At 39.3% G+C, this 16,529-nt stretch carries 12 protein-coding genes; all 12 read left to right on the forward strand.

What is annotated here, in order from left to right:
• Positions 1–86: 86 nt before the first annotated feature.
• The 12 genes from E7274_RS07910 to gdhA all read left to right on the forward strand — a co-directional run bounded on the left by E7274_RS07910 (position 87) and on the right by gdhA (position 15,793).
• Positions 87–1,316 (forward strand): SEL1-like repeat protein, encoded by a 1,230-nt coding sequence (locus E7274_RS07910; protein ID WP_304175070.1) that lies wholly within the window; start codon positions 87–89, stop codon positions 1,314–1,316.
• Positions 1,303–2,682, forward strand: coding sequence for a CapA family protein (locus E7274_RS07915; RefSeq protein WP_304175072.1), 1,380 nt, complete (start codon positions 1,303–1,305; stop codon positions 2,680–2,682). Before E7274_RS07910 ends, E7274_RS07915 begins: the two co-directional genes overlap by 14 nt.
• Positions 2,683–2,724: 42 nt before the next feature.
• On the forward strand, positions 2,725–4,269 hold the full coding sequence (gpmI, locus tag E7274_RS07920; protein WP_044933925.1) for a 2,3-bisphosphoglycerate-independent phosphoglycerate mutase: 1,545 nt from the start codon (positions 2,725–2,727) through the stop codon (positions 4,267–4,269).
• A gap of 66 nt (positions 4,270–4,335) precedes the next feature.
• Entirely contained in the window at positions 4,336–5,202 is an 867-nt protein-coding gene (locus E7274_RS07925) for a phosphoribosylaminoimidazolesuccinocarboxamide synthase (RefSeq protein ID WP_033153895.1), read from the forward strand.
• A 37-nt stretch (positions 5,203–5,239) separates the two neighbouring features.
• Positions 5,240–6,685 carry an amidophosphoribosyltransferase gene (purF, locus tag E7274_RS07930; RefSeq protein WP_304175074.1) on the forward strand — a complete coding sequence of 482 codons (1,446 nt, stop codon included), beginning with the start codon at positions 5,240–5,242 and terminating at the stop codon, positions 6,683–6,685.
• A gap of 46 nt (positions 6,686–6,731) precedes the next feature.
• Positions 6,732–8,183: an adenylosuccinate lyase gene (gene purB / locus E7274_RS07935; protein ID WP_044933931.1), complete on the forward strand. Its 1,452-nt coding sequence runs from the start codon at positions 6,732–6,734 to the stop codon at positions 8,181–8,183.
• A gap of 129 nt (positions 8,184–8,312) precedes the next feature.
• Positions 8,313–9,314: an ABC transporter ATP-binding protein gene (locus tag E7274_RS07940; RefSeq protein WP_097075850.1), complete on the forward strand. Its 1,002-nt coding sequence runs from the start codon at positions 8,313–8,315 to the stop codon at positions 9,312–9,314.
• A 1-nt stretch (position 9,315) separates the two neighbouring features.
• Entirely contained in the window at positions 9,316–10,182 is an 867-nt protein-coding gene (locus tag E7274_RS07945) for an ABC transporter permease (protein ID WP_304175076.1), read from the forward strand.
• Positions 10,182–11,648, forward strand: a complete 1,467-nt coding sequence (locus tag E7274_RS07950; protein ID WP_304175078.1) for a GldG family protein — start codon at positions 10,182–10,184, stop codon at positions 11,646–11,648. The genes E7274_RS07945 and E7274_RS07950 overlap by 1 nt, the downstream gene beginning before the upstream one ends.
• A 13-nt stretch (positions 11,649–11,661) precedes the next feature.
• Positions 11,662–13,116 (forward strand): DUF4340 domain-containing protein, encoded by a 1,455-nt coding sequence (locus E7274_RS07955; RefSeq protein ID WP_304175080.1) that lies wholly within the window; start codon positions 11,662–11,664, stop codon positions 13,114–13,116.
• A 91-nt stretch (positions 13,117–13,207) separates the two neighbouring features.
• Positions 13,208–14,308, forward strand: coding sequence for an AI-2E family transporter (locus E7274_RS07960; protein WP_304175082.1), 1,101 nt, complete (start codon positions 13,208–13,210; stop codon positions 14,306–14,308).
• A 123-nt stretch (positions 14,309–14,431) separates the two neighbouring features.
• Complete coding sequence (gene gdhA / locus E7274_RS07965) at positions 14,432–15,793, forward strand: NADP-specific glutamate dehydrogenase (RefSeq protein ID WP_304175084.1); 1,362 nt, start codon at positions 14,432–14,434, stop codon at positions 15,791–15,793.
• Positions 15,794–16,529 lie beyond the last annotated feature (736 nt).

The following is a 16,529-nucleotide window of genomic DNA, read 5'->3' on the forward strand; positions in this document are numbered from 1 at the left end:
AGTTTCTGGTGCGCTATTTTTGTTTTAAATAAGTTCATTTTATGATATAATTTGCGCTGATGGACGTTTTGTCCTTGGAGGAATTTATGAAACGAAAATTTCGTTTATACTTTATGTTGGGTCTTTGCTCACTTTCACTTATTGCCTGCGGCAAGAAAGAGGAAGAGGAAGTAGAGGATACAGTAGATACTACTGAACAGGTCGCATTTGACGACGTGGAAGTTGAGGATTATACAGTCCTTTCATATAGTGAGCTTGAAGTTCTTGCATATGAGGACGACACTGACGCACAGGTTATGCTTGGTCGTATGCTAGAGTACGGCACAGAGGATGTTAAACAGGATTTTTCAGAGGCGATTTCTTGGTATCAAATGGCATCTGATTCAGGAAATGTTGACGGTACATGTGCACTTGGCTATTTCTATTTAACAGGCACAGGTGTTGAGCAGAATTTAGAAAAAGCAGATGAGCTTTTTGATGCTGCCATTGAGGGTGGCTCAGATAATGCTTACGTTGGCAAAGCTAGAGTTATAATGGCTTCATTACCAGAAGCATTTTTCGCTGATGAATCTGATGAGGATATCGATATCACTGACGCAGAAGAATCAGAAGAAATAGAAATATCCACAGAAGACGAAGAAAAAGCTGAAGAAGCTTACGATTACATATACAAGGCTCAGATTGCTGGAGATATCGATGGTACATATTATCTTGGGTATGCATATGAGCATGGTATTGGCATTGCACAGGATTACAAAAAGGCTTTTGATTACTATTCAAGAGTTACCAAATCTGACAGTACAGATTTAGCAGATCAGTATGCTATCAATCTTGCTAATACAGCCGTTGGTCTTCTTTACATAAAAGGCAATGGAGTAGAGGCAGATACAGAAAAGGCTATTGAGTATTTCACAGCTGCTTCTGACAACGGCTATGCTAAGGCTAGCTATTACCTAGGCCAGATATATGAAAATGGCTTAGATGTTGATAGAGATTATGAAAAAGCGATGGAGTATTATCTTATCGCAGCAGATGCAGACTACGCACCAGCTCTTAACCAGATTGGTTACATGTATTACAATGGATTTGGTGTAGATGTAGATTTTGCATCGGCAGTTTATTACCAAAAGCTTGCAGCGTTGCAAGGTTATGCAATTGCTCAGGTTAATTTAGGTTTTCTTTATGAAAACGGGTACGGGGTTGAGAGGAATTTGGAAACAGCTTTGTCGTATTATGAAATGGCGGCTGATTCGGGTTATGAAGGCGCTATGGAGGCTGTTGTCCGAGTAAAGGCACAGATTAATGAAGAAATGTAACTTTTGCATAGCGATAGTTACGGTTGTTATCTCTTTACTAACAGGATGCGGACACAAAACAATTGAGGTTGATACCGTAAATCTAGAAGCTAATGAGCCGGAAATCATTGAGATTGCGGATTTAACGGACGCGTGGGACACCATATTAAATAATAGTACAATCGAGTTTATAGGAGGTCATCCTATAGACGAGTCTTTTCTTGCGATGATTACATCTGAATATGGCGAAGACGTAATTGAGGAAATTGCTAGTTATGCAAATTTCCAAACGCCAGAAATTTGGTATCAACTTACTGGCAAGAGTATTCATGTGCTTTGGTACGAGTACTGCATGGATACAGGCTTGCAAAGTTATTCCTATGACAAAACATACGTAATTGACAAGCCAATCTATGGAGACATAGTTCTTGATTTTACAGGAGATTTGTCGTTTGCAGAAGGAATAGCCACAACAGAATATATGGACAGCCAAATCAATGGAATAGAAGATTGCTTTTCAGCAGACTTGCTAGAAGAAATGCGAGATGCAGATATTCTTCTTATAAATAATGAATTTGCCTATACAAACAGAGGGGCTCCTCTTGCTGGAAAGGCATATACATTTAAAGCAGATCCAAGTCGAGTTGCTTTACTGGAAGAGCTTGGAGTTGACGCAGTTAGTGTAGCCAACAATCATGTCTATGACTATGATGAAATTGGATTTTTAGATACATTAAATACCCTAAATTTACAAGGCATCCCTTTTGTAGGGGCAGGAGTAAATCTTGAGGAAGCCAAAAAGCCAATATACTTTATTGTTGGTGGCAGAAAGATAGCCATTGTGGCAGCTACTCAAATAGAAAGAACTCTTAATTATACAAAGGAAGCCACAGGCGTTACGCCAGGTGTTATGAAATGCCTACACCCGGAGGCCTTTTGTGAGACTATTTCAGAGGCGAAAGCAAATGCAGATTATGTTATTGTTTTTCCTCATTGGGGTACAGAAGGCACTGCCAATTATGGCGGTGATCAGGTAGCACTTGCTAGAGCATTTGTTGAAGCAGGTGCGGATGTTATAATAGGAGGGCATACCCATTGCCTTCAGACAATCGAGTATATGGATGATGTGCCTATCTACTACAGCTTGGGCAACTACTGGTTCTCAACAACCAGCAATATGCCATCATCATACGATACAGGATTAGCACAGATTCATATAAAACAGGATGGAAGCATAGATTCATACTTTATTCCATGTAGTTTTAATGCAGGAGTTACAAGCCTGCTTGGTTCAGAAGATATGGCTTACAGCAATATCATAGATGGTCTGAATACCTTGTCATCATCAGCAAAGATTGATAAGGACGGACGTATTAGTAAAAAATAAATAGTTTTTTCTGGCGTTTGCCAGATATAAGGAGGATTTACTATGAGTAAGAAACCTGTAGTACTTATGGTTCTCGATGGATATGGTCTTAATGACAATCCTAAGGGAAATGCCATTGCGATGGCAAAGACACCTGTTATGGACAAACTTATGGCTGAATGTCCATTCGTAGCAGGTCAAGCATCTGGAATGTTTGTTGGACTTCCAGACGGACAGATGGGTAACTCAGAAGTTGGACATATGAACATCGGCGCAGGCCGCATTATTTACCAGGATTTAACTCGTATTACAAAGGCAATCAATGATGGCGAGTTCTTCGAAAATAAAGTTCTACTTGAAGCTATCGATAATGCAAAAAAGACTGGCGGAGACATTCACCTTTGGGGACTCCTTTCAGACGGTGGTGTACATAGCCACATCGAGCACCTTTACGGTATGCTTGAAATGTGCAAGAAGAACGGTCTTACAAATGTATTCGTTCACGCTTTCCTTGATGGACGTGATACTCCACCTGCTTCTGGTAAGGATTTCTTAGCAGCACTTCAGTCAAAGATGGACGAAATCGGAGTTGGTAAGATTGCATCACTTTCTGGTCGTTACTACGCAATGGACCGTGACAACAACTGGGACCGTGTTGAGAAGGCTTACAACTCCCTTGTTAAGGGTGAAGGCGTTCAGGCTACTTCAGTACCTGATGCTATGCAGGCATCTTACGATGATGGTGTAACTGATGAGTTTGTTCTTCCAACAGTTATCACAGATGCTGATGGAAAGCCTCTTTCAGTTGTTAAGAATGGCGATTCAGTTGTATTCTTTAACTTCCGTCCAGACCGTGCTCGTGAAATTACTAGAGCATTTTGTGATGACAAGTTCACAGGCTTCGATAGAGAGTTCTTAAATCTCTATTATGCTTGCTTCAAGGATTACGATGAGACAATCCCTAACAAGCACATTGCTTTCGAAAAGGAGAGCATTTCAAATACATTCGGTGAGTTCTTAGCTAACAATGGTTTAAAGCAGCTTAGACTTGCTGAGACAGAAAAATACGCACACGTTACATTCTTCTTCAACGGTGGTGTTGAGGAGCCTAACAAGGACGAGGAAAGAATCCTTGTAAACTCTCCAAAGGATGTAGCTACATATGACCTTAAGCCTGAAATGTCGGCACCAGAGGTTGGAGCAAAGCTTGTAGATGCTATTAAGTCTAACAAGTACGATGTTATCGTTATCAACTTTGCTAACCCAGACATGGTTGGTCATACTGGCGTCATAGAGGCAGCTGTTGCAGCTGTAGAGCGTGTTGACTCACTTGTAGGTGAAGCCGTAGAGGCAGTTAAGGAGATGGATGGAGCATTATTCATCTGTGCTGACCACGGTAATGCAGAAAAGATGATTGATTATGAGACAGGAGAGCCACACACAGCTCACACAACAAATCCTGTTCCATTTATCTTAGTTAACTACGATAGTGACTATACACTCCGCGAGGGCGGTGCTCTTTGTGATATCGCTCCTACACTTATCGAGATCATGGGTCTTGAGCAGCCAAAGGAGATGACTGGAAAGTCACTTTTAGTTAGAAAGTAGTCATTGGCCCCTATGGGGGCACGATGATTATAAATAAAATAGAATAAAAAGAGAGAGGATTTGATTATGAAACCAATTAAAGAAGGAAAAGTAAGAGAAGTATACGATAATGGCGATAGCATTATTATGGTAGCAACAGATCGTATATCTGCATTCGATGTAATTCTCAAAAACAAAATTGTCAACAAGGGTGCAGTGCTTACACAGATGTCTAAGTTCTGGTTTGAACTTACAAAAGACATTGTTCCAAATCACATGCTTTCAACTGATGTAAAAGACATGCCAGAGTTTTTCCAGAACGATGAGTACAAGGGCAAGTCAATGATGTGCAAGAAGCTTACAATGCTTCCAATCGAGTGCATCGTACGTGGTTACATCACAGGCTCTGGATGGGCCAGCTACAAAGAGAACGGTACTGTTTGTGGCATTAAACTTCCAGAAGGGTTAAAGGAATCAGATAAACTTCCTGAACCAATCTACACTCCTTCTACTAAAGCTGAAATTGGTGATCATGATGAAAATATCTCTTTCGAGCGTTCCATTGAAGTTCTTGAAAAGGAATTCCCTGGTCATGGCTTAGAATACGCAACTGCACTTCGTGATAACACAATCGCTCTTTATAAGAAGTGTGCAGATTATGCACTTACTAAGGGCATTATTATTGCTGATACAAAGTTTGAGTTCGGTCTTGATGAGGATGGTAACATTGTTTTAGCAGATGAGATGCTTACTCCAGATAGCTCACGTTTCTGGCCACTTGAGGGTTATGAAGCAGGACATGGACAGCCATCATTTGATAAGCAGTTCGTACGTGATTGGCTTAAGGCTAATCCAGATTCAGATTACCTTCTTCCACAGGATGTTATCGATAAGACAATCGACAAATATCTTGAAGCTTACAAGCTATTAACTGGCAAAGCACTTGAAGTGTAAAATACCTTATAGCGTAGATTATGTATTAGGAGATTTTATGACAGATTTGAAAGTAAAGGACATGCCATGGGACGATTTGCACGAGGAGTGCGGCGTCTTTGCCATGTACGATTTTGACGGTGGAGATGTTGCCTCCTCGATTTATTATGGCCTTTTTGCCTTACAGCACAGAGGACAGGAGAGTTGTGGTATTGCAGTATCTGACACTAATGGTCCAAAACGCAATTTTGCCCTTCACAAAGATATGGGATTAGTAAATGAAGTATTCAATCAGGAAATACTTGAGGGCATGCATGGAGATATTGGTGTAGGACATACTCGTTATTCTACAGCAGGCTCTTCTACAAGAGAGAACGCACAGCCACTTGTTTTATCTTATATAAAGGGTATTCTTGGAATGGCCCACAATGGTAACCTAATCAATGCAGAGGAACTTAGAGATGAGCTTTCTATGACAGGTGCCATTTTCCAAACAACAATCGATTCAGAAACAATCGCATATCTTATTGCAAGAGAGCGTTTAAAAAGTGCAACAGTTGAGGAAGCAGTTGCAAGAGCTTGTGACAAAATCAAAGGAGCATATTCACTTGTTGTTATGTCCCCTAGAAAGCTTATTGCTGCCCGTGATCCTCAGGGATTCAGACCACTTTGCATTGGAAAACGTGATAATGCATATGTAATTGCATCAGAGACATGTGCTCTTGATACAATCGGTGCCGAATACATCAGAGATGTAGAGCCAGGAGAAATCGTAACTATTTCACCTGAGTTTGGTATCAAATCTGATAAGAGCAGATGTATCGACAAGAGCAAGCATGGTAGATGCATATTCGAATATATCTATTTTGCCAGACCAGACAGTATTATTGATGGGCAGTCTGTATATGATGCTCGTATCAGAGCTGGTCGATTCTTGGCACAGGATTCACCAGTTGAAGCTGACCTTGTAGTTGGTGTTCCAGAATCTGGAAATGCAGCTGCACAGGGATATTCATTAGAATCAGGTATTCCATACGGAACAGCATTTATCAAGAACAGCTATGTAGGACGTACTTTCATCAAGCCTAAGCAGGCAAGCAGACAGTCCTCAGTACAGGTAAAACTAAATGCACTTAAAGAAGTAGTTAAGGGTAAACGAATTATCATGATTGATGATTCAATTGTACGAGGTACTACATCAGATCGTATTGTAAAGATGCTTCGTGATGCTGGGGCTACAGAAGTACATGTTCGTATTTCATCACCACCATTTTTGTGGCCTTGCTACTTTGGTACTGATGTGCCATGTCGCGAGCAGCTTATTGCCTACAATCATTCAGTAGATGAAATAAAGGATATCATCGGAGCCGATTCGTTGGCATACTTGGATTTTAAGCGCCTCCCTCAAATGGTAGACGGCCTCGAAATCTGCCACGGCTGCTTTGATGGTAACTATCCTATGGAGCCACCAACTGAGGATATCCGTGGTGAATACGAAAAGTAACTTCCCGATTGATATTCGGATAGATTACACGATATAAGGAGAGAATATGAGTACAGATAGATATACAAGCCCACTTTCTGAGAGATATGCAAGCAAGGAGATGCAATATATTTTTAGCCAGGATAAGAAGTTTTCAACCTGGAGAAGACTTTGGATTGCCCTTGCAGAAACTGAGATGGAGTTAGGTCTTTCACAGGATGGAAAGCCAGTTATCACTCAGGATATGATTGATGAGATGAAGCAGCACATTGAGGATATCAATTATGATGTTGCAAAGGCTCGTGAGAAAGAAGTTAGACATGATGTAATGAGTCATGTATATGCATACGGACAGCAGTGTCCAAAGGCAGCAGGTATTATTCATCTTGGCGCTACAAGCTGCTATGTTGGTGACAACACTGATATCATTATTATGAGAGATGCTTTACAGCTTATTCGTACAAAGCTTGTGAATGTTATTGCGGAGCTTGCAGCGTTCGCTGACAAATACAAGGCACAGCCTACACTTGCATTTACACATTTTCAGCCTGCACAGCCAACAACAGTTGGTAAGCGTGCAACACTTTGGCTTAATGAGTTTGTAATGGATCTTGAGGATCTTGATTATGTACTTTCTACTCTTAAGCTTCTTGGCTCAAAGGGTACAACTGGTACACAGGCTAGTTTCCTTGAGCTCTTCAACGGCGACAATGAAACAATCGACAAGATTGATCCAATGATAGCTGAGAAGATGGGATTTAAGGCATGCTACCCAGTATCAGGCCAGACATATTCTAGAAAGGTAGATACTAGAGTTTGCAATATCCTTGCAGGTATTGCTGCTTCTGCTCACAAGATGTCAAACGATATTCGTTTACTTCAGCATCTTAAGGAAGTAGAGGAGCCATTTGAGAAGAGCCAGATTGGTTCATCAGCTATGGCTTACAAGCGTAACCCAATGCGTTCAGAGCGTATTGCATCACTTTCTCGTTATGTAATGATCGATGCACTTAACCCTGCAATCACATCAGCAACTCAGTGGTTTGAGCGTACACTTGATGATTCAGCAAACAAGCGTCTTTCAATTGCTGAGGGCTTCCTTGCAACAGATGGTGTTCTTGATCTTTGCTTAAATGTTGTAGATGGTCTTGTTGTATATGATAAGGTTATTACAAAGCGCCTTATGTCTGAGCTTCCATTCATGGCTACAGAAAACATTATGATGGATGCTGTTAAGCTTGGTGGAAATAGACAGGAGCTTCACGAGAAGATTCGTACACTTTCTATGGAGGCAGGCAAGAACGTTAAGGTAGAGGGTAAGGACAATAACCTTCTTGAACTTATTGCTGCTGACGATGAATTCCCAATGGGACTTGAGGAACTTGAGGCTACTATGGAGCCTGCAAGATACGTAGGACGTAGCCCACGTCAGGTTGAGGTTTACCTTCGTGATGTTATTAATCCTATCCTTGAGGCAAACAAAGAAGTACTTGGTGTAAAAGCTGAGATTAACGTATAAACGATATAATTATTAGAGCTCACAGAAATGTGGGCTCTTTTTTTCACTTACATTTCACATAGATGTCAGATAGACGTAATATTCATGTTCTACAGTACTATAGACTAAAAATAAAGGAGAATATGCGAAATGATAACTGTAGAACATCTATCGAAACGCTATGGTGATGTACTTGCCGTAGATGATTTGTCATTTACCATCGAAGATGGTCATATTTATGGCTTCCTTGGACCAAACGGTGCAGGTAAATCTACTACACTAAATATTATAACTGGCTGTCTCGCTGCAACCAGTGGTGATATAAAAATTGACGGACATGATATTTATGAGGAGGAGAAGGAGGCAAAAAAGCTTATTGGCTACCTTCCTGAAATTCCACCTCTTTATGTAGAACAGACTCCAAGAGAATATCTTAAATTTGTTGCAGAGGCAAAGGGGATAGCAAAAGCAGAGCTGGAGTCAGAAATAGACAGAGTAATACAAGAAACCCATATCGAAGAGATGCAAAACAGACTTATAAAGCATCTTTCTAAAGGATATAGACAAAGAGTCGGTATAGCTCAGGCACTCCTTGGAAATCCTTCTGTAATCATTCTAGATGAGCCTACAGTTGGCTTGGATCCAATGCAGATTATTGAGATTAGAGATCTTATATCTGAGCTAGGAAAGAAACATACAGTAATTCTTAGTTCTCATATTCTTTCTGAGATACAAGCGATTTGTGAAAAGGTACTTATTATCTACAAGGGAAAGCTTGTGGTATACGATGACATAACAAATCTGGGTAAATCTTTGTCATCAGAAAATGAGATAGAGATTATGACAGAAGCTACAGAAGAAAAAGTGTCAGAAGTGATTAATCACATTGATGCTATCTCTAGCTTTCAGCAGACAGAGAATTTTGAAAAGTATCATTGTTACAAACTTTCTACAGCAATGGAGAATCCATACGAGGTATGTGAGCTTGTATTTAGAGCTTTTGTTGCCAATTCAATTCCACTTGTAAAGCTCAATCCAGTTCAGACATCACTTGAAGATATCTTTATCGAACTGACTTCTTCTGAACAGGATAGTGAGTTAGAAGAGATGGATTCAGACTACGAAGAATATGAAGAAGAGGAGGAAGAGTAAGATGGTGGCAGTATTAAAGCACGAGTTGTCATTGTATTATCACAGCCTTACAGGGTATGTTTTTGGCGCCTTCCTACTTGCCTTTACAGGAATAGGAGCACTTATATATAACATCAATGCATCGGTGGCGAATTTTGAGTATGTATTAAGCTTTATCCAAATTGTATTTATCATCATTGTTCCAATACTTACTATGAGGATAATAGCAGATGAGAAGAAGCAGAAAACAGATCAGCTTCTATATTCATTGCCTATTAGCACAACAGAAATTGTGGTAGGTAAGTTCATGGCACTTCTTGTAGTTTTCGTAGTGCCTATGATTTTTATCTGTGCCTATCCATTAATCTTTTCTATGTATGGAGAGGTATATTTGCCAACAAGCTATGGTACTTTATTTGCTTTTATATTTTTAGGACTTGCCCTTATCAGCATAGGAATGTTTATATCATCCTTAACAGAATCCCAGGGAATGGCTGCAGGTATTTGTGTTGTTGTAATGTTATTTAATTATTACTGCACAACACTTGCTGATGCGGTATCATCATCTGCTGTTGGTTCCGTATTTACGATAGTAGCTATTATGATAATCCTTGGTCTAATAATTAGATACATGACAAAGTCTGATGTGATGGGATATGGCTTTTCATTTATTACATGCTTAGTTGCAATCATCCTTTTCTTTGCAAAGCCAGAGTTACTTGAGGACCTGCTTCCAAAGGTAATGAATCAGATTTCATTATTTGAAAGATTTACTATGTTTTACAATGGCGTGTTCGATTTGACTGCAATAGTTTATTACATAAGTATCATAGCCTTCTTCTTGTTCTTATGTGTGCAATCATTAGAGAAGAGGAGGTATAACGGATAATGAAGATTAAGAAACCTGATTTTAAAAAGTTTATAGATAAAAATAAACAGCAATTAAATACTAAGTCTGCCAAAATCGGTGGTTACAGTTTTGTTATTTCCGTTATAGTTCTTGCTATTGTAATTGCTATAAATGTGTTTATGTCATTACTACCAGCCACAGTTACTCAGTTCGATATATCAGCTGCACAGCTATATTCCCTTACATCTTCAAGTAAGGCGGTAGTTGGTAACTTGGAGGACGACGTTACTATCTACTGGATATGTCAGTCGGGCCAGGAGTCTACTGTAATAGAAAAGCTTTTGGACGTTTACGATTCACTTTCAGATAAACTGACAGTAGAAAAGAAAGACCCAGATACTTATCCAACATTTGCGTCTAACTATACATCAGAAACTGTTACAAATAACTCTTTGATTGTAGTGTCAGGAGATAAGAGTAGATATATAAGCTATGAATCAATGTATGAGGTAGACAGTAGCTCTTACTACACAACAGGTTCTGTTTCACAGTCATTTGATGGTGAAAGCTTGATTACAACAGCAATTGATTATGTTGTATCTGATGAGCTTCCACAGGTTTACGTCCTGACAGGACACGGCGAGGCCGATATGTCTACAACTATGGAATCTGCTCTTGAAAGCGGCAATATGGAGACAACAGAGTTCTCATTACTTAATGAGGATGAAATACCAGAGGATGCTGATGTAATCCTAATAAATTCCCCTTCAAGCGATTTATCTGAAGAAGAGGTAACAATCCTTGAGGAATACATCGATAATGGTGGTCATATTGTAGTGCTTTCTGGTACACAGCAGGAGGGTGAGCTTACAAACTTTGAAGCTTTGTTAGCTTATGTAGGTGTATCTATGACTGACGGTATTGTTATAGATACTAATAGAGACAACTATGCATTTGATTATCCATATTTCCTTCTTCCAACAATTGAGTCTTCTGATATTACAGATGCTCTTATTGATGAGAACAGCAAAGTTATTATGCCAATTGCAGCAGGTTTAACTATCGATAATGCAGCAGGCTCATATACAGTAACATCACTTCTTGATACATCCTCTTCAGCATACTCAAAGGCTGCAGGCTACGACATCAGCACATATGAGAAGGAAGACGGAGATGTTGATGGACCATTCTCACTTGCAATTGCAGCAGAAAACAGCAATGATGGTTCACTTGTATGGATTGCTTCTGATTACTTGTTAGAGGACCAGTATAACTCTTATTCATCAGGTGCAAATGAGGACTTCTTCATGAATGCAATGTCATGGAAGATGACTGATACAGAATCACTTTCTATCAGATCAAAGTCACTTGATTACAACTATCTGACAATCAGTGCTTCAGCAGCTACACTTCTTAAGGTAATTATGATTGGTGTTCTTCCAGTAGGATACTTACTATATGGAATCGATGAAGTGGTAAGACGAAGAAAGGTTAGCCTGGAATAGGGAGGATTATCAAATGAAAAGAGGAAAAACACTGCTGATTCTATGCGCCATTCTTGTTATTGCAATTGTGGCCATTGTAGTGGAAAAGGCAGTAAAGCAGCATATAGATACGGTAAATACTATAGACGAAGAAGTATTTACAATTGATGAGGATGACCTGACACAGGTAGCGATAGAGTATAACGATGACAGTGTGACACTTATTCAAAATGATTCTCAGTGGCAGATTTCGGATGATACCGATTTTCCTGTAGATCAGGATTACGTAGCTGATATGCTTTCTTATTTTGAATCGGTACACGCAAGCTTTATTATCGATGACGTAGAGAATTACGCTCAGTATGGACTTGATAGTCCTGAGGCTACTATCACATTTACTACAGCAGATGGAGATAGCGTTATCACATTCGGTGATTTCTCTACAATCGATGAAAAGCGATATATCTGCGTAGATAAAAAGAGCGTATATCTGATAGATGATGATATCCTTCAATATGTATCTGCTAGTCAGGACGATTTCCTTGATAGAGATGAAGTCTATGACTACTCACAGATTACATCAGTTGTTGTATCAGGTGATGGTGAAGCAAATGTTGTATATGACCCTGACGGTGAATACACATATACAGATGATTATGATTTCTATTATGTTGATGGAGATGACTATAGCCCTGTATCAGAGTCAAAGGTGACATCATTTGTAGAGAAGCTTTCATCTATGGATTTAACAGAGTATGAGACTTACAAGGCAACTGAGGATGACTTGGCAGAATATGGACTTGATAATCCAACACTTACAGCAACAATTACTGGTGAGATTCCTGCAGATGATTCTGAGGAAGATTCTGATGATGCAGCAGTAGAGTCACAGACTCAGACAATTTATTTTGCAAAGGCAGATGATGCTGATACAGCATATCTTTACTTTGATGGTTCAACTATCGTATATGCCATAACAGCTGACGATTATGATGATATAGCAGATGTTAGCTATTCAACACTTCGTCCATCAGAAGTTGTTTCTATCGATTGGACAAATGTAGCACAGCTCTCAGTAGATATTGATGACGAAACTTATATTGTAAATGTTGAGTATGATGAGGACGACGGAAACACATATACAGTTGATGATGAGACAGTAGATTTTGTTACCGCAACATCACTTATCGACAGTTTATCTTTGACAGAAGTTGGAGATGATTACAGCAAGGGAACAGAAGAGCTGGCATTTGCTATCACTCTTAACGATGAGGATGCTACTGTGGTCAATGTAGTTCTTTATCAGTATGATGGTGATTCATGTGTGGTTGCTGTGGATGGCAAGACTGTTGGTCTTTGCAGCAGGACATCAATGTCTTCACTTCGTGAGGAAATCACAAGCTCTATTTTAAATAAGGGCAAGGAAGTGGAAGAGACAGAAGAGGATTCTACAACAGATGATGAATTAACAACAGATTATAATTATTAAAATTATGTAAAGAAAATGGTTTTCAGATGATTCTGGAAACCATTTTTTGTATACTGATTTTAAAAGTATAGTATACATAAGGAGGAAGTATATGCTGAAGAGGTTCTGGTCATCACTGGATAAGAAGTATGCAAAGATATGTTTATATGCAAGTGTAACTGTAATAGTAACGCTGATAGTGGTATGTCTTTTGTACTGGACCACAGGTTTTTGGTCAAGACTATGGACTATATTTACTGCAGTATTAAAACCGTTGGTTGTGGGTGGAATAATAAGCTTTCTGCTTTCACCAATTGTGGATAGAATCGAAGGATTATTTAGCAAAAGAAAAAGCCACAAGTGGGATAGACCGCTGGCTATTTTACTAAGCTTTATCATTGTGCTTGCTGTTATTGCGTTTATTTTAGTCATACTTATTCTTACCATTTACAAGAATATTTCAGCTATTAACTTTGAATCTCTTTTATCAATAGCAGATTTAGTTCAGAGTGATGTGCAAAGCTTGATATCAACCATAGAGGAGCAGCTTAAAAATATAGGCATTTCTATGAATCAGCTTGGTGGATATGTGACAGGCTTTTTAAGTGGCGTGAAAAATGTAATTACAACCTTGTTCTTTGGATGCATATTCTCGGTTTACTTTATGATAGACGGGGCGAGAATCAATAGATACTGGAAGAGAGCATTTAGAATTATCACAAGCAAAAAAGAAGAAGAGCGCTTCGAAAGATTTTGGAGTGATGCAGATAGAATCTTTTCAGGATATCTTAGAGGCCAGTTTATTGATGCATTGTTGGTTTCAGTAATCACTGGAGTTGTATTTTTAATCCTTGGTATTCCTGATGCATTATTAATTGCATTGCTTGTAGGAATAGGCAATCTCATTCCTTATGTAGGACCAATTGTAGGATATGCATCTCTTTTATTGATATGCGTGCCGCAGCAGGCATTTACAGAGCTGATTTCTGGGATAATAGCACTTGTTGTAATCATGATTATTGATGGAAATGTAATTAATCCACGTCTTCTTAGCTCAAATATTAAAATCCATCCTCTGCTTGTGGTTGCCGCATTAATAGGTGGAAGTGCTTTGGGAGGATTTGTTGGAATGCTAGTTGCTGTTCCTGTTGCAGCTCTTATAAAACTAGAATTTGACCGCTTTTTAATGGATAAGGAAAAAGACTCACTTTAAGTAGAAAAATATATAAAACTTTATTGCATTAAAGTGCTGAATGCAGTAAAATCTTTTCTAGATTGTGTCGGGTGGCAAGAGTCGGCATTTTCTGAACGACATATTCTGAAAGGAGATTTTGTAATGAATTTTAAGAGTAGTTATTTACAGCGTGTCTATGACGGACTTGAGTCTAGAAACGCAGAGCAGAAGGAATTCCTTCAGGCAGTTAGCGAGGTTTTAGAGTCTTTAGAGCCAGTTGTAGCTGCAAATCCAAAGCTTGAGGAGCTTGGCGTTATTGAGCGTATCGTTGAGCCAGAGCGTATTATCCAGTTCAGAGTATCTTGGGTTGATGATCAGGGCAAGGTTCAGGTAAACCGTGGATACAGAGTTCAGTTTAATTCAGCCATCGGACCATACAAGGGAGGTCTTAGACTTCACCCTTCAGTAAACTTATCAGTTATCAAGTTCTTAGGCTTCGAGCAGATTTTCAAGAACTCACTTACAACACTTCCAATCGGTGGTGGTAAAGGTGGTTCTGACTTCGATCCTAAGGGTAAGTCAGATATGGAAATCATGAGATTCTGTCAGTCATTTATGACAGAGCTCGCAAAGCACATCGGTGCTGACACTGACGTTCCAGCTGGTGATATCGGTGTTGGTGCTCGTGAAATCGGTTATATGTACGGTCAGTACAAGAGACTTCGCAACGAGTTCACAGGTGTTCTTACAGGTAAGGGACTTTCTTACGGCGGATCACTTGCTCGTACACAGGCAACAGGTTACGGCGTATGCTACTTCACACAGGAAATGCTTAAGTCTACAAAGGGCGAGTCATTCGAGGGCAAGACAGTAGCAGTTTCAGGTGCTGGTAACGTTGCTATCTACGCTATCGAAAAGGCATATCAGCTTGGCGCTAAGCCAGTTACATGTTCTGATTCTACAGGTTGGATTTATGATCCAGAGGGAATCGACCTTGACCTTCTTAAGGAAGTAAAGGAAGTTAAGAGAGCACGTCTTTCTGAGTACGCTGCAGCTAGACCATCAGCTGAGTACCACGAGAAGAAGAACGGCGAGCACGGCGTATGGCAGTACAAGGTAGACATCGCTCTTCCATGCGCTACACAGAACGAGCTTAACGAAGAAGATGCAAAGATGCTTATCGCTAACGGCGTTACAGCAGTAGCAGAGGGTGCTAACATGCCTTCTACTCCAGAAGCTGTTGCAGCATTCCAGGCAGCTGGTGTTCTCTTTGGACCAGCTAAGGCTGCAAACGCAGGTGGTGTTGCTACATCAGCTCTTGAGATGTCACAGAACTCTGAGAGACTTCACTGGACCTTCGAAGAAGTTGATTCTAAGCTTAAGGGAATCATGGAAGGAATCTTCCACGCATGTGATGATGCTTCTAAGAAGTACGGCATGGAAGGCAACTTCGTTGCAGGCGCAAACATCGCAGGCTTCGAAAAAGTAGCTGACGCTATGATGGCACAGGGTATTGCTTACTAAACTATAACTTAAATCAAAACTTGATTTAAGTTATACTGGAGCAGCTTTTGCCGAAGGCAAATTATCAATAGCTGCGACTGTCCTTGTTCTTATATAACCTCAAGTAGATATCTTATTTGATATCTACTTGAGGTTTTTGTTTTTTGAGATAATACATCTTATTGATTGGCATTGGGGAGTGGTGGTTTATCACAAGAAGGTTAATATAGCTTATAACTACGTTGACTTGTGATAAAAAATAGAGAAAATCAGGACACATTTATCACAAGAAGGCTTGTAAAGCCTATAACTACGTTGGCTTGTGATAAATAATAGAGAAAATCTGGGGAAATTTATCACAGGAAGTCTTGTAAAGCCTATAAATACGTTGACTTGTGATAAATAATAGAGATAATCTGAAGAATATTATCACAGGTAGTATCACAAAGCTTGTATTTGCGTTGGCTTGTGATAAATCATCTATCAAACATAATAATAGTAGTGTGCTTGAAGTATGAAGTATCAGATAATGGACAGAATAAATTGTTTAACCATTGATATCGAACTTACAACAATATAAAATCTTTTTGTTTTTGTACAGCTATTATTTTCTATACATCTAATCGTATGTATATGTCTTTTTCTTATTTTTCAATCGATTTTATTTTTCCTATGAGTAACAAAAATAGATATTGGATGAAGTATTATTTGTTTCCTAAAAAATAAGTTTTATGGAGGAATAGTTATAGAAACATTT

Source organism: Pseudobutyrivibrio ruminis (assembly GCF_015057245.1).
In the GTDB taxonomy this organism is placed as follows: Bacteria; Bacillota; Clostridia; order Lachnospirales; family Lachnospiraceae; genus Pseudobutyrivibrio; species Pseudobutyrivibrio ruminis_E.